Here is a 17,904-nt window from a genome sequence, read left to right on the forward strand (position 1 = left end):
CTTCCCCTGAGAGAAGAGGGGCGCGCGGCGACGATCGGCGGCTCGCCCCCGGTACCACGGTTCAGCGATTCAAGAGGAGTCGACGCAATGAAATCACGACATCCACAACCCTCCCAGTTCCAGGGGGAGCGGGACCCGAACCGGAGTGAAAGCATGCGCGGCGGTTACGGGTCCGAGTACGGCCGCCATCGCGGCGGATATCCGGAACACGAGGAAGAGCAGTACGCGCACCAGCAGCGCCGTTCCGGCGGCTTCCAGGATTACGAAGGACGCTCGCAGCCGGGCGGCTTCGGCGGTCAGTCGGATTACGGGCGTCAGAGTGGGGACGACTACACCGGCGAAGAAGGCTTCCGTGGCAGCATGCGCGGCCAGGAAGGGCAGCGCTACAGCGGCGGCCCCCGCGGCGAGGAGCAGGGTTACGGCCGCGGCTCGTACGGCGGCAACTGGGGGCGCGAAGAGCAGGGCGCGCGCCCGAGCGGCGGTCGGGGCTGGAACGCTCCCGACGAATACGACGAGCCCCGGTTCGGCTACCAGGGCGGAATGCGGCGCGGCTTCGGGCGCGAGGACTTCGGCTCCGAGAACCAATGGGCGTCGGATGACGCCTCGCGCTCGACCTACGGCGGCCGCACGTCGAACAGCGCGGCGTCGCAGATGCGCGGCGGGATGAGCCGGGACTACGGCGGCGTCAACCGCGACTACGGCGGCGACGTCGGCGGAAACTTCTCCGCAGGCCGCGCCGGTGAATACGGCGGCAGCTATGGCGGCGGGCTCGGCCGGGCGGGGTACGGTGGCTTCGTCGGGCAGCGCAGCGACTTCGATCATGACATCGGCGAGCGCTTCGGCGGCGCGCCGATGAGCCGCGGCTTCGGCGGCAGCCCGACCGGCGGCGGTCGGACCGGGGGCGGCTACAGCGGTGGCCAGTCGAGCGGCGGCTACAGCGGCGGTCAGCTCGGCGGCGGCTACGCGGGTCAGGATCTCGATCGCAACCGCCAGGGACCGCGCGGCTACCAGCGCTCCGACGAGCGGATCCGCGAGTTCATCTGCGAGCGCCTCGCCCAGCATCACCATCTCGACGTCCACGACGTCAGCGTCGAAGTGCGCGACGGCCGTGTGATGCTCGACGGCACGGTGCCCGAGCGCGGGATGAAGTACCAGATCGAAGACGCCGCGGACAACACCTGGGGGGTCAAGGACGTCGAAAACCGCATCCGTGTCGTCTCGCCGTCCGGGCGCCCCGGTTCCGGGCAGGAAGACCTCAGCTCCGGTCAGCTCAGCTCCGGCGGCACGACCGGCGGCGGCAGCACCGGGCTCACCGGCACGACGGGGTCGACGACCGCGGAAGCGGCCGGCGGTCCGGGATCGAGCAACCAATCGTCTGTCGGCTCGCAAAGCGGCATGACATCACCGAAAACTCGCGAGAAGTCCCATCAGGGCAGGGACAAGGAGTGACCACCCGCCCCTTCGGCTACCCGTCGGAGGGGCTCCACCCGAGACGTTTCCCAACAGGAGGAACCTACTCATGGCAAGCCAATACTCTACCGGTACCACCACCCCTGCGACCGGCGGTTCGGCCGGCATCGTCGGAGCGGAAAACGATGTGCGCAACGGCCCCGGCCCCGAGGTCATGGCCGCGAGCACGCTCGAAGGCAACGATGTGATCAACAACCAGGGCGAGGATCTCGGCAAGATCAAGGAGATCATGCTCGACGTGATGGGTGGCCGCATTGCCTACGCGGTGCTGTCGTCGGGCGGCTTCCTCGGCATGGGCGACAAGCTGTTCGCGATCCCGTGGGGCGCGCTGGTCCTCGACACCGATCGCAAGTGCTTCATCCTCGACGTCGACAAGGACCGGCTGAAGAACGCGCCGGGCTTCGACAAGGACCACTGGCCGACCATGGCCGATACGACGTGGGCGAATGAAATCCACGCCTACTACGGGCAGCGCGGCTACTGGCAGGACCGCGTGCTGTAATGCGGCCCGCGAGGCCGGCGCGGGGAGTTGTCCGCGCCGGCCTCGGCTTTTTCCCCCTGCCGGATTTACATCCCCGCATGCTTTTTCGGACGAACCGCACGGTCGCGGGAAGGTGCTCCGCGCCTAGAGCCCGCTAGACCTTCCTGTCCATGCGAGCCAGTTCGCCCTCGTCGACTTCTTCACCCCCGTCGCCTTCTCCGCCGCCTTCGACGCTGGGCTTCGTCGCGCGACTGCTGACGGCGTCGGTGATGCGCTACCCGAAGCGCACCGCCGCCGCACTCGCGCTGGTCATCCTCGCGAAGCTCGCCGCCGTGTCGGTGCCGATCTCGCTGAAAGCGATCGTCGATGCGCTCGGTCCGACCGCCCAGGTCGCGGTGCTGCCGGTCTTCCTGCTGCTCGGCTACGCGGTGCTGCGCTTTCTGTCCGGCGCGTTCAGCGAGATCCGCGACGTGATCTTCGTGCGCGTGACGCAGACGACGGTCTCCGGTTTCCTGCTCGACGTTTTCGGCCATCTCCACCGGCTGACTTCACGCTTCCACGCCCGCCGCCGGATGGGCGGCGTGACCCGCGACGTCGAGCGTGGCACCGCAGGCATTGGCTTCCTGCTCGGCGTCGGGCTCTTCACGATCCTGCCGACGGTCGTCGAGATCGTCGCGGTCATCGTGATCCTGACGGTGAATTACAGCGACTGGTTCACCGGGGTCATCATCGCGACCTTCGTCGTCTACTCGACCTTCACCGTCGCCTTCACCGAGCGCCGCGCGATCTACCAGCGCGCGCTGAACGAGCTGGACTCGAACGCGAACGGCCGCCTCGTCGACAGCCTGATGAACCACGAGACGGTCAAGTACTACACCAACGAGCGCTACGAGCACGGCCGCTTCGGCAGCATCCTGAAGGACTGGGTCGAAGTCGGCGTGCAGAACCAGAAGGCGCTATCGACGCTGCACATCGGCCAGAGCGGCATCATCGCGATCGGGGTCGCCAGCGTGATGCTGCTCGCGGCGCAGAACGTCGTGCAGGGCACGATGTCGGTCGGCGATCTCGTGCTCGTCAACGCATACGTGATCCAGATCTGCCTGCCGCTGAATTCGCTCGGCTTCGTCTTCCGGCAGGCGCGCGACGCGGTCGTCAACGCCGAGAAGATGCTGCGGCTGCTCGAAGAGAAGCCCGAAATCGATGAAGCGCCGGCGGCGCCCGACCTCGTCGTCGAGCGCGGGGAAGTGAGCTTCGAGCACGTCGAGTTCGGCTACGAGGCGAGCCGGCAGATCCTGTACGACGTCAGCTTCACGATCCCGCCCGGCGGCACCGTCGCCGTCGTCGGCAGCAGCGGGTCGGGGAAATCGACGCTCGCGCGGCTGCTGTTCCGGTTCTACGACGTCGGCGCCGGGCGCGTGACGATCGACGGCGTCGACATCCGCGAAGTGTCGCAGCGCAGCCTGCGCGCGGCGCTCGGCATCGTCCCGCAGGACACGATCCTCTTCAACGACACCATCGCGTACAACATCGCCTACGGCCGCCCCGGCGCGAGCCTGTCCGACGTCATCGAGGCGGCGAAGGCAGCGCATGTGCACGAATTCATTTCGGGCTTGCCCGAGCAGTACGAGACGCAGGTCGGCGAGCGTGGCGTGATGCTGTCGGGCGGCGAGAAGCAGCGCATCGCGATCGCGCGCGCGATCCTGAAGAACCCGCCGATCCTGGTGTTCGACGAAGCCACCTCCGCGCTCGACACGCGCTCGGAGCGCGCGATCCAGGACGAGCTCGACCGCCTCGCGCGCACCCGCACGTCGCTGATCATCGCGCACCGGCTGTCGACGGTCGTCGACGCCGACGAGATCCTGGTGCTCGAACACGGCCGCGTCGTGGAGCGCGGCAGGCACGAAGACCTGCAGAAGAAGGACGGCCTCTATGCGCAGCTGTGGCGGCTGCAACGCCAGCAGCAGGAAATCGAGCACGCCGAGCGCGGCCTCGCGATGCAGCCGATCAACCTCATCGCGCTGCTCGCCGGCATCGTCGATGGCCTGAAATCGACCCTCGACGCGCGCGGCGTCGGCTTCTACAGCACGATCATGACGGACTCCGCGCGCATCACCGGCGACCCCGGCGCGCTACAGCAGGCGATGTGGGCCCTTTCGGAGCAGGCGATCTGGTCGAGCCCCCGCGGCGGGCGGGTCGAATGGCGCATCGAACGCGTCGCCGGCCGACTGCGGGTCAGCGTCATCCATCAAGGGCCGGAGATCGGTGCGCCGCCGCCCAGGCCCGTCTCCGGAACGCCGCTGCCGACGCTCGAATTCAAGGAGATCCGCGCGATCGTCGAGCAGCACGGCGCAACGCTCGAAGTGCGCACCGATGCGAACGGGATGGTGCGTGCGGTCGTCGAATTCGCCGTGCCGGTCCTGGGCGAGACCGCCGCGCCGGCGCTCGAGCACACGCCGCGACCGATGACGGATCTCGTGTTGCCGACGCTATCGATCGCGGGTGCGTGCGTGCTCATCATCGACGACAGCAGCGACGCGCGCGAGGAGATCGAAGCGGCGCTGCACCGGCACGAGGCGCTGTCGCGTGCCTATTCGTCGGGCGCCGCCGCGCTCGAATGGCTGCTGGGGCTGCCGCGCCAGGACTGGCCGGACGTGATGGTGTGCGACGTCGCGCTGCCGGACGAGGACGGCTACCAGATCATCCAGCGGCTGCGCCGCGTCGAAGCCGAACGGGAATTCGATCTCGGCGACCGCCTGCCCGCGATCGCGCTGAGCACGCGCAGCGGCGGCGACGAGCGCATGCGCGCGCTGCTTGCCGGCTTCCAGGTGGACCTGACGAAACCCGTCGATCCGGAGGAGCTCGTCCTGGTGATCGCGAGCCTCGTCCGTCATCGCGTCGGGCCGCGGACGACCGGAGACGGCAGGCCGTCGGACGAACCGCCTCCGCAGGAGGACGCCGGCTAGGCAGACCGTACGTAACACCGCGAGCGCCACGACGCGCAAGCGAGCCCATCACGACAGGAGGACCGCCAATGACGCTCGACCGACTGCAAGCGCCGACGACGCAAAGCGGCAGCCATTACGTCACCACGGAAACCGCGCGGCGCGCGATCGCCCTCGTGTCGCCGATGGTCGAGCACGCGATGCAGGATCGCAGCATCGTCGGCAGCGGCTTTCTTTACGTCGTGGTCATGGATCCCGCGCTCCCGTCCGGGACCGCAACCTTCGAAGAGGCGATCCTGTACGAGCACGCGTTCGGCGACCGCAGCCGCTGGGACGCGGACTACGCTGCGTTCGCGCGCGCGAAGGCGAAGCTCAGCTGGGCGACCGGCAAGGACGGTCGCACGTTGCAGCACACGCTGCCGCACCTCTTGCGCACCGGCGATTGCCTGCTGGCCGGCGGTGTCTGCATCGACGGCATCGTCGTCGCGGCGAGCGGCGCGTTTCCGTGCTATGACGAAGTGTTTGCGGGCGCGGTCGCGCTGTCGCTTCGCGGGCTCGCACGTGAAGCGCGCGAAGCCGAGCAGGCGACGCTTGCCCTCGAGCCGCGCCCGCGAACCTAGCCCGAAGCTACGGCTCGGCATCCAGGCATGTCGATTGTTCGTTCGCAGTCCGGAACAACGCGCGAGGAACGCGGGCGGGCGACAGGAGGTGGGCTTGAACCCGATCGTTGCCGAGCTGGTCGCGGGATTCGGCTCCCCGGACGACCTCGCCCGCCCGCTGGTGCGCTTGGCGGTCGCGCTGATCTGCGGCGCGGTCATCGGCCTGCAGCGCGAACGCGCGGGAAAATCGGCCGGCTTGCGCACGCATATCCTGGTCGCGACCGGCTCGACGCTTTTTATCGTCGGCGCGCTCGAAACTTCGATGCAGGACGACGCCGTGTCACGCGTCGTTCAGGGGCTGATCACCGGCATCGGCTTTCTCGGTGCCGGCGCGATCCTGAAGCGCGAAAAGGAGCGGGACATCCGCGGCCTGACGACCGCCGCGGGCATCTGGATGACCGCGGCGATCGGCGTCAGCGTCGGGCTCGGGCGCTTCGGCGTCGCATTGCTCGCGACCGTCGGCACCTGGGCGGTACTTTCGATATTGAGGCAACTCGAGCGCTGGACGGAGATCAACGATTCAGGCGACGAGTCGTGATGCGGTGAGGCGCGGCAGCGCGACAGCCGAATGAGGTGGCGCGCATATTGGAAAAAGGAGGCAGGCCATGGTTAACAAGACCCAGGACATCGACCCTTCCGTCCCGAAGAAGAAGGAATCGCACGTCGAGGACCTGATCGACGAATCGGTGGACGAAAGCTTCCCGGCGAGCGACCCGCCTGCGATCACGCCAAGAAAGGATCCGGTTGAGCTCCATCCCTGCGACAAACCCGCGAGCACCGGTGGTCAGGACCGCGACCGGAAGGACGTGCCGGACAAACCGTAGCGGGGCGGGTGGCGGTCAGCCGCTTCAACAGCGCAGCTGCTTGGCCCCGCGCCAAGCGGTCGTCGCGCCCGAGGAGTTCCGCTATAGGTCGGCGTGAGCGCAGCGAAGGCCGACGCCACGAAGGGGATCCGCGTCAGGTGCGCTTCGAGTGCTGAACTCGAAGCGCGTAGCTTGGGTGAGCGCAGCGAAGGCCGGCGCGAACTACCCCGGCGCCGCCACGAACCTGCGCGGGCGCGCGGCGCCCGCCCTCAGCACAGCACGCGACAGCGGATCGTCCCTTCGATCGCAGCCAGTTCGTCCACCGCCACCCGGCTCGCCTGCGCGTCCACGTCGATCACGACGTAGCCGATGTCCTTCGTCGTCTGCAGGTATTCGGTCGCGATGTTGATCCCTGCCTCCGAGAAGCGCTCGTTGATCTTCGCCAGCATCCCCGGGACGTTGTGGTGGATGTGCATGATCCGGCACTGGCCGACGTGCGCCGGCAGCGACACTTCGGGAAAATTCACCGCCGACACGGTCGAACCGTTGTTGCCGTAGCGGATGAGCTTCGCGGCGACCTCGCGGCCGATGTTCTCCTGCGCTTCGGCTGTCGATCCGCCGATGTGCGGCGTCAGCAGGACGTTCTCGAAGCGGGTCAGCGGCGACGTGAAGACGTCGTCGTTGCTCTTCGGCTCGACCGGGAACACGTCGATCGCCGCGCCGAGCACACGCTTCGACTCGAGCGCTTCGGCGAGCGCGTCGATGTCGACGACGTTCCCGCGCGACGCGTTGATCAGGAAGCTGCCCGGTTTCATCATCGCGATGCGCCGCGCGCCGAAGAGATTCGCGGTCTGCGGCGTTTCCGGGACGTGCAGGCTGACGACGTCGGATACCGCGAGCAGTTCGTCGAGCGTCGCGAATGCACGCGCGTTGCCGAGCGCGAGCTTCGCCTCGATGTCCTGGAACACGACGTTCATGCCGAGTTGTTCGGCCAACACGCCGACCTGCGTGCCGATGTGGCCGTAGCCGATGATGCCGAGCGTCTTGCCGCGGATTTCCCACGAGTTCGCCGCGCTCTTCGTCCAGCCGCCGCGATGGAGCACCGCGTTTTTCTCCGGGATGCCGCGCATCAGCATGATGATCTCGGCGATCACCAGTTCGGCGACGCTGCGCGTGTTCGAGAACGGCGCGTTGAAGACCGGAATGCCGCGCTTCGCGGCGAAGTCGAGGTCGATCTGGTTCGTGCCGATGCAGAACGCCCCGATGCCGACGAGCTTCGGCGCGCGCTCGAGGACCTCCCGCGTCAGGCGCGTGCGCGAGCGGATGCCGACGAACTCGGCGTCGGCGATCGCTTCGGCCAACGCGTCGCCGACGAGCGCCCCGGGCTGCGCGGAAACGGGCCAGCCGGCTTCGCCGAACGCGTCGATCGCGGTCTGGTGAATGCCTTCGAGCAGCACCGTGCGAAATTGCGAGCGGTGCATCTGTGAAATCGTCATATCGTGTTTCTCCGGTCTGGCCCCGGGCGTCGGCACCGGCGGAATTCCGCGCCGGTTACTCGGCGGTTTCGACGCCGCCGTTGTGCAGGAGCCCGAAATAATGCGGAATCCGGCGCAGCGCGTATTCCGCGGCGGCGTTGCGGATCGCGTTGCGGCTACCCGCGAAGCGCCGCGTCGTCGTGAATATCTTCGTCTTTCCGTCGGGCACCGCGTGGCGGAAGATCCACGCGAAGCACTGCGTGCCGGGCGGGATGTCGTTGTCGACCGGGTCGGTGATGCCGGTGTTCGCGATCGCGAGGTTCGCGCGGCTGCGCGCGAGCGCCCCTTCCGCCATCTCGCGGGCGACTTCCTCGCTCGTCAGGTTGAAGCGCTTGATCGTTTCCTCCCGCACGTCGAGACAGTGCTGCTTCGCGTCGGACGAATACACGACGAAAGCGCAGTCGAGCAGCGAGCCCGCGCCGGGTATGTCGGCGAGCCGCGCCGCGATCAGGCCGGCGGTGCAGGATTCGGCGGTCACGAGCATCAGCTCGTTCTTCTTCATGAATGATGCAATTTCTGCAATGGATCCCATGATTGCGTTTCCTTGTCGCGGCCGGGGATGCCGGCCTCTTCTCGCAGGAAATGAACGGTCCCGCTCGACGGCGTAGCAGCAATCGCCATGCCGGTCGATTTGCTGCGATTCGTCGTGTCGGGCGGAGGTTGCGACGCTCTTCCCGCCTGCGGGAGGCGGCGGGCGAAGCGTGCGGGACGGCCGAAGCGCGGTGCAAGGTCCGGCGCGAAGGGCAGTGGGGCGGCGTTCATCGGCGTATCGCCTTCAGCACTTCGGGCAGCGCAAGGCCGACGCCGAACGCGAGGTATACCCATGCGAGCGACTGGTTGCTCAACCGGCGCTCGAAGCCCGGCGTGAGCCGTTCCGGCGTCATGCGCAGGTCGACGAAGCACGTGATCGCCGCGACGCTCGCGCCGGCGCCGAGGTGCTGCGCGGCGCCCGCCGGGCGTAGCCACGCGACACCTTCTTCGTAGAACAACGCCCAGAACACCGAGGCTGCGTGGTGGATCGCGTAGCCCGGGAGCGTATATCGCAGGGAGCCGTCCTCCTGGCGCAGTGCGCGCCTGGCCCAGATCCAGTGGCTGACCGCGTTGACCGGAGCGAAGGCACTGCGGCAGTCGCGCACGCCGCCGACGGTCAGCGCCGCGAGCGACAAGGTGTTCGCGGCGGTGCCCGAGACGGCCGCACGGCGCAGTGTCTGTAACCAGTTCGTCATCCGGAACTCCAATCGGATCCGCCAGCCCGCGCCGCGATGCACGCATTCGGAATCGGTGTACATAAGAAGCGCCGGCCGGTCGAAAAGTTTGGGATAGGCCATGAAGATTTTGATCACGGGTGTGACAGGGTTCCTCGGCGGGCACATCGCCGACCGGCTCGCCGGCGACGGCCACCGCCTGACCTGCGCGGTACGCAATCCCGATTCCGCGCGCGAGCGCCGCCCGACGTTCGACTTCGTGGCGACCGACTTCAACCGCGCGACCGAGCCCGAACGCTGGCTCCCGCTGCTCGCCGGCATCGACGTCGTCATCAACGCGGTCGGCATCCTGAGGGAAGCGCCGGGCCAGAGTTTCGACGTCCTGCACACGCGTGCGCCGTCGGCGTTGTTCTCGGCGTGCGCGATCGCCGGCGTGCGCCACGTGATCCAGATTTCCGCGCTCGGCGCCGACGAGGACGCCCAAAGCCGCTATCACCTCAGCAAGCGCGCGGCGGACGAGCATCTGCGCAGCCTGCCGCTGCGCTCGACGATCGTGCAGCCGTCGCTCGTGTTCGGTATCGACGGCGCGAGCGCGCGGATGTTCGGCACGATGGCGTCGTTGCCGCTGATTCCATTGCCGGGGCGCGGGGATCAGTGCGTGCAGCCGGTGCATGTCGATGACCTCGTCGATGCGATCGCGCGTCTCGTCGCCACGCCCGACCTGCGGATCGAGTCGGGCACGCGCGTGCCTGTCGTAGGACCGCGGCCGCTGACCTTGCGGGCGTTTCTGGGGGCGCTGCGGACCGTCCTGGGCATTCGCCGCACGCCGCGCTTTCTGCCGCTGCCCGACGGCCTGACGACGCTGGGCGCGAAGCTCGCCGGACATCTCCCGGGTGCGTTCCTCGACACCGAAACGCTGCAGATGCTCCGGCGCGGCAACATCGCCGACCCAGGCGCGATGCGCGAAGTGCTCGGTCACGATCCGCGCCCGGTCGCCGACTTCGTTCCGCCGGCGCTCGTCGAGCCGCTCCGGCTGCGCGCGCAGCTCGGGTGGCTGCTGCCGGTGCTGCGCCTGAGCATCGCGTTCGTCTGGATCCTGACCGCGATCGTGTCGTTCGGCCTCTATCCGGTCGAAGCGAGCCATGCGCTGCTCGCCGAGGCCGGCGTCCCCGCGGCGCTGCGTCCCGCTGCGCTCTACGGCGCGGCCGTGCTCGATCTCGCGCTCGGCGCACTGACACTGTGTTCGTATCGCCGCGCGTGGGTATGGCAGGCGCAAGTCGCGCTGATCGTCGGCTACATGCTGATCATCACGGTGAAGCTGCCCGAGTTCTGGCTGCATCCCTACGGCCCGATTTCGAAGAACCTGCCGATGCTCGCCGCAATCTGGCTGCTGTACGAACTGGAGTCGCGCAATTGGAATACGTGATCGTGAAATGGCTGCATGTGCTGACGTCCACGATCCTGTTCGGAACGGGCATCGGCAGTGCGTTCTATCTCCTCACGGCGACCCTCCGGCGCGATCCGGTCGTCGTTGCCGCGGTCACGCGCACGGTGGTGATCGCGGACTGGCTGTTCACGTCGACGACCGCGGTGTTGCAACCGCTCACCGGCTTCTGGCTCGTCCATCTCGGCGGCCTTGCGCTGTCGAGCTTCTGGCTCAAATGGTCGATCGTGCTGTATGTGCTAGCGATCGCCTGTTGGCTGCCGGTCGTCCATCTGCAGATTCGCCTGCGCGACGTCGCCAACGACGCGGCCCGCAATGGCCATCCGCTGCCGCCGCGCTACTGGCGGCTGTTCCGCATGTGGTTCGCGCTCGGCATCCCGGCATTTCTTGCATTCGTCGGTATCTTTTACCTGATGGTGACGAAGCTCCAATGACGCCATCGTGCGCCCGCGGCCTCCCGGACGGGCATTGCTCTTGCACGAATCGCAGGCCGTTAATTCACCGACGGCCATCCGGCCGCCCGAATGGGAGGTAGGTATCGCGACCTCCCGATGATCACGAACCGTTGGAGTTTCGCATGAACAAGTCGGATTTGCCCACTGGCCAAAAGGACGCGATCGGGTCCCTGCTCAACGATCACCGCAAGGTCGACAAGCTCTTCAAGGATTTCGAGAAGGCGAAGTCGTCGGAGGAAAAGCAGCAGATCGCGATCACCGTCTGCAATGAACTGGCGGTGCACGCGGCGCTCGAGGAGGAATTGTTCTATCCGGCGGTGCGCGAGCTCTCGCCGGAGAAGTTCGGCAAGCTCCTCGATGAAGCCACGGTCGAGCACGCGAGCGCGAAGGACCTGATCACGCAGATCGCGAAGATGGGGCCCGAGGACGAGCTTTTCGACGCCAAGGTCACCGTGCTCGGCGAGTACGTCCGGCATCACGTGAAAGAGGAAGAAGAGCAGTTGTTTCCGAAGATCATCGACGAAAAATGCGATCTGCGGCCGGTCGCGAAGCAAATGGAAGAGCGGCGGCCCGAGCTGTCGAAGGCCGCATGACGGCCGACCCGGCGAGCGCGCGGCGACTTCCCGGTTGTTCCGCATTGAATGGGAGCGGTGATGCTCGCCGCCTTGACGAGCGAATCGACCTCCTTCTACAATTCGGCCTCTTCGCCCGGGGGGCGGTTAGCTCAGCGGTAGAGCACTGCCTTCACACGGCAGGGGTCACTGGTTCGATCCCAGTACCGCCCACCAGTCAGCGTCGAAGATGCCGCAGCCCAAGGGCGGTTAGCTCAGCGGTAGAGCACTGCCTTCACACGGCAGGGGTCACTGGTTCGATCCCAGTACCGCCCACCAGGTCCGAAACCCCGAATGCTCGCGCGTCGGGGTTTTTTGTTTGCGCGTTGCGACCGGCGGATGGCGCCGGAGTAGGGAAGGGCGGGACGATGGCGTAAAATCCGCCGCTTTCGAACCTTCCGAGTCCCGTATTCCGATGGCTTCCAACGTCCGCACCCGTTTCGCTCCGAGCCCGACCGGCTACCTTCATATCGGCGGCGCCCGCACCGCCCTGTTTTCGTGGGCGTATGCGCGCCGGCACGAGGGGACTTTCATCCTGCGCATCGAGGACACGGACGTCGCGCGTTCGACCCCCGAAGCGGTGCAGGCCATCCTTGACGGCATGAGCTGGCTCGGACTCGATGCCGACGAGGGGCCGTTCTACCAGATGCAGCGGATGGATCGCTACAAGGCGGTGATCCAGGAAATGCTCGCTGCCGGTAGCGCCTATCTGTGCTACACCGCGCCCGACGAGCTCGACCGCATGCGCGAGGAGCAGCGCGCGCGCGGCGAGAAGCCGCGCTACGACGGACGCTGGCGTCCCGAACCGGGGAAGGTGCTGCCGGCGCCGCCCGAAGACGTCGCACCGGTCGTCCGCTTCCGCAACCCCGCGGACGGCGTCGTCGCTTGGGACGACCTCGTGAAGGGGCGCATCGAGATCGCGAACACGGAACTCGACGACCTCGTGATCGCGCGCGCCGACGGCACGCCGACGTACAACTTCTGTGTCGTCGTCGACGACCGCGACATGGGGATCACGCACGTGATCCGCGGCGACGACCACGTCAATAACACCCCGCGCCAGATCAACATCCTGAAAGCGCTCGGCGCGGAAGTGCCACTCTATGCGCACCTGTCGATGATCCTCGGCGACGACGGCACGATGCTGTCGAAGCGCCACGGCGCGGTCAGCGTGATGCAGTACTTCGACGATGGCTACCTGCCCGAGGCGGTCATCAACTACCTCGCGCGTCTGGGCTGGAGCCACGGCGACGACGAGATCTTCTCGCGCGAGCAACTCGTCGAGTGGTTCGACCTCGACCACATCACGCCGTCCGCGGCGCAGTTCAACACCGAAAAGCTGAACTGGCTCAACGCGCACTACATCAAGCACGCCGACGATGCGCGGCTCGCGGCCGACGTCGCGAACCGGCTGGCGAAGCGCGGCGTCGACCCGGAGGCGGGGCCTGCGCTGGAGTCGGTCGTCGCGCTATACAAGGAGCGTGTCGCGAACCTCAACGAGCTCGCGGATTGCGCGGAGCTCTTCTGCACCGAAGTCCACCCCGCGGCCGAACTCGTCGCGCAGCACCTCACGGACGCTGCGAAGTCGGCGCTCGCGAGCCTGAAGGCGCGTCTTGCGACGATCACTTGGGAAAAGCCGGCGATCAGCCAGGCGATCAAGGACACGATGGCCGAATGCGGGTTGAAGATGCCGCAGGTCGCGATTCCGCTGCGCGTCGCGACGCTCGGTGTGCCGCAGACGCCGTCGATCGACGCCGTGCTCGAAGTGCTCGGGCGCGACCGCGTGCTCGCGCGCGTCGGACGTTACATCTGAAGCGCGGGGCGGCGTCGGCGGCTGCCGGAGCCTTTCACGTCCGGTTCCGCCTCGCCCAGTCGGTGCAGCCGCGAAGTCCCCGGTGCACCGAGTAAGTCGGGCCGAGCACCGGGCGGTCCACGCGGCCGTCCGAAAACAGGGGCCGGAATAAAAAAACCCCGGGGAGCCCCGGGGTTTCGCACTGAGCCGGCACGACGTCGATCAGGCTGCCTTGCGGGCGGCCTTTCCTGCGGCGACCATCGGCTGCATCGCGTTGCTCGCCGCGGCGAGGTTGTTTTCGGCAACGTCGCGGGACGTCCGGACGAAGCTCTCGTAGGCCGCGGTAGCGTTGCTCATCGCCGTTTTCATCGCGGAGACGAAGTCGGCGGTGCCGGTCGGGCCGGACCTGGCGACGTTGTCGAGCAGCGCCTGGACCGACTCGGTGATCTGGTTGAGGCGGCGGGTGTTCAGTTCCGAGACTTCCGACTGGGTCTGGATGCACAGATCGTTCACGTCGCGGAAGTACTTGGTCGCTTGCTCCAGCGCCTCGCTCTGGACGTCCGCACGGGACGCGAGCTGGGCGCGGAAATCGTCAGCCGACACGGGGACGTTCGATGAGGCGAGCGAGCACGCCATGCGGGCGGCCTCGATGTTGAGCGAAACCAGACGCTCCGAGGCGTTCAGCATGATGTCCGCGTACGACTGGAACATCTGCATGTTTTCGGCGGCGGTCTGGGTCAGTTTCTGTACGGAAGGCAGAGTATTCATCTTTGATTTCCTAATGGCAGAAGTGCGTAAGTCTCATCGAAACGAGCCCGTCCCCTGGGGATTCTCGTTGGGTACGCGGCAGGTCCCCTCTCCCTCTCGCCTCTAACGGATCCGTATTCGCTCATCTACGCGATCCGATCGGGCGGTTCCGCGTGCTCCCGGGGTGACGGAATGCTACGTGTCCCTGTCCTGAGCGCCCATACATTCTTTAGCGTGTTTTGATTCCCCGAAATGGGGTATTCGGAATCAGAACCGTCACATCAGCTCGAAATCGAAGTGATGCCGCTGCGGATGGCATATTTCGTCAATTCCGCGACGCTATGCAGATCGAGTTTTCGCATGATGTTGCGGCGGTGGACCTCGACGGTCGAGGGGGCGAGATGCAGGCGATCGGCGATACGCGCCGAGGTGTGGCCTTCGGCGATCAGCTGCAGGACCTGACGCTCGCGCGCGGTGATCCGCGGCGCCGAGATGTCGTTCGGCGAATTGTCCAGCAGGGCGCTCGTCACCGTCGCCGCGACGTCGGGACACAGGTAGGTCTTTCCGAGCTGCACGGTCTGGATCGCGCGCAGCAGCTCCTCGCCGGCCTCGGCTTTGGTCACATAGCCGGTCGCGCCGGCATTGAGCAGATCGAGCACGAACTGGCGGTCCGAGAACGCCGACAGGCCGATGACCTTGATCTGCGGGCGAAGCGCCATCAGGCGCCGCGTCGCTTCGATGCCGTTCATTCCGGGCATGCCGATGTCGACACAGACGATGTCGACCGGCTGGTGCGTGACGATGTCGATCAGCTCGTCGCCGTTGCTGGCCTCGCCGACGATCTTCATGCCGGGTTGTTTTTCGAGCATCGCGCGCAGCGCGTGCCGGAACATTTGATGGTCGTCGGCGAGTACGAGGCGCGTGGTCATCGTGAGCCCGTCCCAATCAGTCCCGCGCGATCCGTGGCGCGGCGCAAGGGTGTAGCTGTCCACTGTGCATTTACCGTGTAGTTGTCGAAAGTCACTGTAATTTCCGTCCCGCTGCTGGGATGCGATTTGATGGTGAAGCGGCCGCCGGCGAATTCCGCGCGTTCCTTCATCGTGATCAGGCCGAGGCCAGGCGTGTTTCCAGTTTCGCCGAGCTGCTGAGGTTCGAAGCCGATGCCGTCGTCGATGATCGTCATCTCGACGCGTGCGGGAGTGCTCGTCAGCTCTACGCGTATCGTGCCCGCCTGCGCATGCTTCGCGCAGTTCGTCAGCGCTTCCTGCACGATGCGGAAGAGCAGCGACTGGATGTTGGGGGGCAGTTGCGCGTTGAATTCGTCGGTCTTCATATGCACCGCGATGCCGGTGCGGTGGCCGAACTGCTGCGCGTAGTCGTGCAGCGCCGGTATCAGGCCGGCGTAATCGAGGGTCGCGGGGCGCAGATCGGTGCAGATGTCGCGGATGCCGGTCGTGGTGTCGAGCAGCAGGGCCTGGGCGTCGTCGAGCAGCGCTTCGACTTCGTTCAGCACGTCGAACGGCAGAGCCCGTGCGATGTTCGACAAGGTCAACTGGAGCGCGGCGAGGTTCGGGCTCGCGCGGTCGTGGAGTTCGCCGGCGAGCTTGCGGCGCTCGTTCTCCTGCACGTCCACCATGTGGCGCGACAGGTCGGCGAGTCGCGCCGAATGCGTGCTGCGCTCGCGCTCGAGCTGCTTCCGCGCCGAGTTGTCGGACACGACCGTGCGGCTCGCGACGAAGTTGCCGTGGACATCAAAAACGGCGGTGGAGGTAAGCAGCACCGGGAACGTGCTTCCGTCCTTGCGAACGAAATCGAGTTCGACGTTGTTCAGAATGCTGCCTTGCTTGAAGAGCGGGAAATTCCCTTCAAACGCCGCGCGGGATTCAGGGGTCAGGAGGTCCGCCACAAGGATCTTGCCGACGACTTCGTCGCGCGTGTAGCCGAGCCACTTCAATTCGGTGTCGTTGATCTGGACGATGCGTCCCTCTCCGTCGAGGGAGTGATAGCCGCAGGGCGCGTTCTGGTACAGGTCCTCGATTTCGCGCGTTTTCTTCAGCAGTTCCTGCTCGGCGAGCTTGCGCTCGGTAATGTCCTGAACAGTGCCGAAGAGTTTGAACACGCGCCCGTCGTCATCCTTGAGCGGGACGATTTCGGTCACGTGGTAGCGAGTCGAACCCGAGGGCAGCCGCACGATCTGCTCGAGCTTGCAGCGTTCGCCGCTGTCGATCGCGTGCTGGAACTGTTCGCGCGTCTGCTCGACGCATTCGGCGCCGTAATACCCGAGCGCGTCGTCCAGGTCGGGGGCGCCGAGCGCGAGAGGTCGTTCGAAAAGATGGAACAGCTGCGGCGACCAGGTCATGGCGCAGCTGTCGCGGTCGAGCTCCCAGTCACCGATGCGGCCCACCGCCTGAGCCTCGTGCAGGCGCGCCTCGCTGGCGCGCAGCGCGAGCTCGGCCTGCTGCCGCAGCGCGTCGCGATCGAAGTGGTCGAGCGCAAACGAAATGTTGTCCGCCATCTCCTCGAGCAATTTGACCGCTTCTTCGTCGAGGAACTGGTCGTCGTCGCCATACACCGCGAGCGTTCCGAACGGCGCTCCCCCCCGTCGTAGCGGAAGCGCGATCGCATACGTCAGGCCGCGGGCGACGAGCGAGCTCTGCCACGGCGCGAGGTCCATCGCGCTGCGCAGATCCGTCACCTGGCACACCTGCTGCTCGCGATAAGCCGTGCTGCACGGCCCCTGGCCTTCGGTGCAGCTGATGTCGGTGCTGATGACGGCGCCTTCGAGCCAGGAAGTCGCGCGACCCGCGGACTCGACCGGCACGATGCGATTGCTGACCGGGTCGCAGATACCGACCCACGCCAGCCAGTAGCCGCAATGCTTGACGCACGCCGCGCACACCGTGCGGTAGACGTCTTCCGGGCCGGCGCTTCGCAGCATCGCCGCATTGGTTTCGGAGATCGCGGAATAGAGTCTCGATAGACGCGACACCCGCGCGTCGGCGACCTCGCATGCGACGACGTCGAGAAGGCCGATTACCGTGATCCAGGTGCCACCGCCGGGAGCGGGTACGCGCTTGAACGTCAGCTCGATGCTGCGTTCGGGGCCGGCCTTGTCGTCGAGCTGCACGCGAAGGCGGGCTTTGCCGTCGCGCCCGGCGTCCTCGATTGCATGCCGGATGAATTCGGTGCCGAGATTGCAGCGGTCGCGCCAGAATGACTCGAACCAGAAAGGTTTGCCCGCGAGGGCGGATACCGGAAGATCGAAGAGCGCCCCCAGCGACGGGTTGGCGCGGAGCACTGTCCCCGCCGCGTCGAGCAGGGCGAGGAGTTGGTCGTTGCTTTCAACGAGCATCGAGTCGAACACGACGTCCGACGATGCGCCACGCGGGGACGCCTCATCGGGTCGCGCGGTTGCGACCCGCTCCCTCTCGTATGTCATTAAATCCCCATTTGCCGTGCGCCGTGCGTGGCGCACGAAAACCGGACCCGTGCCAGGATGGCGAGCCAACCGCAATATGCAAGGCCCGTAAGCAACTGTCCAGTGGGCAGGGCTGCCCGGCTGATAAATTCGAAGGCGCGTTCGGCTTTGCCGATACGCGCCTTCGCGGAATAGGGCTGTCTCCTCCGACCCGCTTTTCGATCCATCAGACCCGTATCGTCGCGGACCACGTTCTTATTGGACGACGACTCTCTGCCGGTTTTTTATCTTGCCGTCCCTGTCGCGCTTGCTCGTCTTTTGCGATTCGCGCGTTTTCGAATG

General features: G+C 66.5%; 16 protein-coding genes and 2 tRNA genes. 12 read left to right on the plus strand and 6 right to left on the minus strand.

Features of this window, described 5'->3' with window-relative positions; translation table 11 throughout:
* Window positions 1–87: 87 nt before the first annotated feature.
* The 6 genes from ROZ37_RS12605 to ROZ37_RS12630 all read left to right on the plus strand — a co-directional run bounded on the left by ROZ37_RS12605 (window position 88) and on the right by ROZ37_RS12630 (window position 6,376).
* Entirely contained in the window at window positions 88–1,449 is a 1,362-nt protein-coding gene (locus ROZ37_RS12605) for a BON domain-containing protein (RefSeq protein ID WP_312659810.1), read from the plus strand.
* Window positions 1,450–1,519: 70 nt separating this feature from the next.
* Entirely contained in the window at window positions 1,520–1,972 is a 453-nt protein-coding gene (locus ROZ37_RS12610) for a PRC-barrel domain-containing protein (RefSeq protein WP_312659812.1), read from the plus strand.
* A gap of 149 nt (window positions 1,973–2,121) precedes the next feature.
* Window positions 2,122–4,914: an ABC transporter transmembrane domain-containing protein gene (locus tag ROZ37_RS12615; protein ID WP_409449959.1), complete on the plus strand. Its 2,793-nt coding sequence runs from the start codon at window positions 2,122–2,124 to the stop codon at window positions 4,912–4,914.
* 68 nt (window positions 4,915–4,982) lie between these two features.
* The gene (locus ROZ37_RS12620; RefSeq protein ID WP_312659815.1) at window positions 4,983–5,513 is read left to right on the plus strand and encodes a hypothetical protein; all 531 of its coding nucleotides are present in this window, start codon (window positions 4,983–4,985) and stop codon (window positions 5,511–5,513) included.
* A 94-nt stretch (window positions 5,514–5,607) separates the two neighbouring features.
* Window positions 5,608–6,090: an MgtC/SapB family protein gene (locus tag ROZ37_RS12625; protein WP_312659817.1), complete on the plus strand. Its 483-nt coding sequence runs from the start codon at window positions 5,608–5,610 to the stop codon at window positions 6,088–6,090.
* A 67-nt stretch (window positions 6,091–6,157) separates the two neighbouring features.
* Window positions 6,158–6,376, plus strand: a complete 219-nt coding sequence (locus ROZ37_RS12630; RefSeq protein WP_312659818.1) for a hypothetical protein — start codon at window positions 6,158–6,160, stop codon at window positions 6,374–6,376.
* A gap of 248 nt (window positions 6,377–6,624) precedes the next feature.
* Here the strand turns inward: ROZ37_RS12630 and serA are convergent, their stop codons facing one another.
* From serA to ROZ37_RS12645, 3 genes are all read right to left on the minus strand, one after another.
* Window positions 6,625–7,851 (minus strand): phosphoglycerate dehydrogenase, encoded by a 1,227-nt coding sequence (gene serA, locus ROZ37_RS12635; protein WP_312659819.1) that lies wholly within the window; start codon window positions 7,849–7,851, stop codon window positions 6,625–6,627.
* 55 nt (window positions 7,852–7,906) lie between these two features.
* Complete coding sequence (locus ROZ37_RS12640) at window positions 7,907–8,422, minus strand: CinA family protein (RefSeq protein ID WP_312659821.1); 516 nt, start codon at window positions 8,420–8,422, stop codon at window positions 7,907–7,909.
* A 226-nt stretch (window positions 8,423–8,648) separates the two neighbouring features.
* Window positions 8,649–9,116: a hypothetical protein gene (locus ROZ37_RS12645; protein WP_312659822.1), complete on the minus strand. Its 468-nt coding sequence runs from the start codon at window positions 9,114–9,116 to the stop codon at window positions 8,649–8,651.
* A gap of 100 nt (window positions 9,117–9,216) precedes the next feature.
* Between ROZ37_RS12645 and ROZ37_RS12650 the strand changes: the two genes are divergently transcribed.
* The 6 genes from ROZ37_RS12650 to gltX all read left to right on the plus strand — a co-directional run bounded on the left by ROZ37_RS12650 (window position 9,217) and on the right by gltX (window position 13,418).
* Window positions 9,217–10,521 (plus strand): SDR family oxidoreductase, encoded by a 1,305-nt coding sequence (locus tag ROZ37_RS12650; RefSeq protein ID WP_312659823.1) that lies wholly within the window; start codon window positions 9,217–9,219, stop codon window positions 10,519–10,521.
* Complete coding sequence (locus ROZ37_RS12655) at window positions 10,518–10,973, plus strand: DUF2269 domain-containing protein (protein ID WP_312659898.1); 456 nt, start codon at window positions 10,518–10,520, stop codon at window positions 10,971–10,973. Before ROZ37_RS12650 ends, ROZ37_RS12655 begins: the two co-directional genes overlap by 4 nt.
* A gap of 143 nt (window positions 10,974–11,116) precedes the next feature.
* On the plus strand, window positions 11,117–11,587 hold the full coding sequence (locus tag ROZ37_RS12660) for a hemerythrin domain-containing protein (protein WP_312659824.1): 471 nt from the start codon (window positions 11,117–11,119) through the stop codon (window positions 11,585–11,587).
* A gap of 120 nt (window positions 11,588–11,707) precedes the next feature.
* Window positions 11,708–11,782, plus strand: a tRNA-Val gene (locus ROZ37_RS12665).
* Window positions 11,783–11,809: 27 nt separating this feature from the next.
* Window positions 11,810–11,884, plus strand: a tRNA-Val gene (locus ROZ37_RS12670).
* A gap of 136 nt (window positions 11,885–12,020) precedes the next feature.
* On the plus strand, window positions 12,021–13,418 hold the full coding sequence (gene gltX / locus ROZ37_RS12675) for a glutamate--tRNA ligase (protein WP_312659825.1): 1,398 nt from the start codon (window positions 12,021–12,023) through the stop codon (window positions 13,416–13,418).
* 201 nt (window positions 13,419–13,619) lie between these two features.
* Here the strand turns inward: gltX and ROZ37_RS12680 are convergent, their stop codons facing one another.
* The 3 genes from ROZ37_RS12680 to ROZ37_RS12690 all read right to left on the minus strand — a co-directional run bounded on the left by ROZ37_RS12680 (window position 13,620) and on the right by ROZ37_RS12690 (window position 17,583).
* A complete protein-coding gene (locus ROZ37_RS12680) occupies window positions 13,620–14,165 on the minus strand; it encodes a phasin family protein (protein WP_312659826.1) in 546 nt (181 codons plus the stop codon).
* 260 nt (window positions 14,166–14,425) lie between these two features.
* Window positions 14,426–15,073 (minus strand): response regulator transcription factor, encoded by a 648-nt coding sequence (locus ROZ37_RS12685; RefSeq protein ID WP_312659827.1) that lies wholly within the window; start codon window positions 15,071–15,073, stop codon window positions 14,426–14,428.
* A complete protein-coding gene (locus ROZ37_RS12690; RefSeq protein ID WP_312659829.1) occupies window positions 15,070–17,583 on the minus strand; it encodes a PAS domain S-box protein in 2,514 nt (837 codons plus the stop codon). The genes ROZ37_RS12685 and ROZ37_RS12690 overlap by 4 nt, the downstream gene beginning before the upstream one ends.
* Window positions 17,584–17,904 lie beyond the last annotated feature (321 nt).

This window comes from Aromatoleum sp., assembly GCF_032027225.1.
Taxonomy (GTDB): Bacteria; Pseudomonadota; Gammaproteobacteria; order Burkholderiales; family Rhodocyclaceae; genus Aromatoleum.

What these genes read in the sequence shown, in the direction of transcription:
- ROZ37_RS12605 (WP_312659810.1), top strand. Translation starts at nt 88, where the DNA reads ATGAAATCACGACATCCACAACCCTCCCAGTTCCAGGGGGAGCGGGAC.
- ROZ37_RS12610 (WP_312659812.1), top strand. Translation starts at nt 1,520, where the DNA reads ATGGCAAGCCAATACTCTACCGGTACCACCACCCCTGCGACCGGCGGT.
- ROZ37_RS12615 (WP_409449959.1), top strand. Translation starts at nt 2,122, where the DNA reads ATGCGAGCCAGTTCGCCCTCGTCGACTTCTTCACCCCCGTCGCCTTCT.
- ROZ37_RS12620 (WP_312659815.1), top strand. Translation starts at nt 4,983, where the DNA reads ATGACGCTCGACCGACTGCAAGCGCCGACGACGCAAAGCGGCAGCCAT.
- ROZ37_RS12630 (WP_312659818.1), top strand. Translation starts at nt 6,158, where the DNA reads ATGGTTAACAAGACCCAGGACATCGACCCTTCCGTCCCGAAGAAGAAG.
- serA (WP_312659819.1), bottom strand. Translation starts at nt 7,851, where the DNA reads ATGACGATTTCACAGATGCACCGCTCGCAATTTCGCACGGTGCTGCTC.
- ROZ37_RS12640 (WP_312659821.1), bottom strand. Translation starts at nt 8,422, where the DNA reads ATGGGATCCATTGCAGAAATTGCATCATTCATGAAGAAGAACGAGCTG.
- ROZ37_RS12645 (WP_312659822.1), bottom strand. Translation starts at nt 9,116, where the DNA reads ATGACGAACTGGTTACAGACACTGCGCCGTGCGGCCGTCTCGGGCACC.
- ROZ37_RS12650 (WP_312659823.1), top strand. Translation starts at nt 9,217, where the DNA reads ATGAAGATTTTGATCACGGGTGTGACAGGGTTCCTCGGCGGGCACATC.
- ROZ37_RS12660 (WP_312659824.1), top strand. Translation starts at nt 11,117, where the DNA reads ATGAACAAGTCGGATTTGCCCACTGGCCAAAAGGACGCGATCGGGTCC.
- gltX (WP_312659825.1), top strand. Translation starts at nt 12,021, where the DNA reads ATGGCTTCCAACGTCCGCACCCGTTTCGCTCCGAGCCCGACCGGCTAC.
- ROZ37_RS12680 (WP_312659826.1), bottom strand. Translation starts at nt 14,165, where the DNA reads ATGAATACTCTGCCTTCCGTACAGAAACTGACCCAGACCGCCGCCGAA.
- ROZ37_RS12685 (WP_312659827.1), bottom strand. Translation starts at nt 15,073, where the DNA reads ATGACCACGCGCCTCGTACTCGCCGACGACCATCAAATGTTCCGGCAC.
- ROZ37_RS12690 (WP_312659829.1), bottom strand. Translation starts at nt 17,583, where the DNA reads ATGACATACGAGAGGGAGCGGGTCGCAACCGCGCGACCCGATGAGGCG.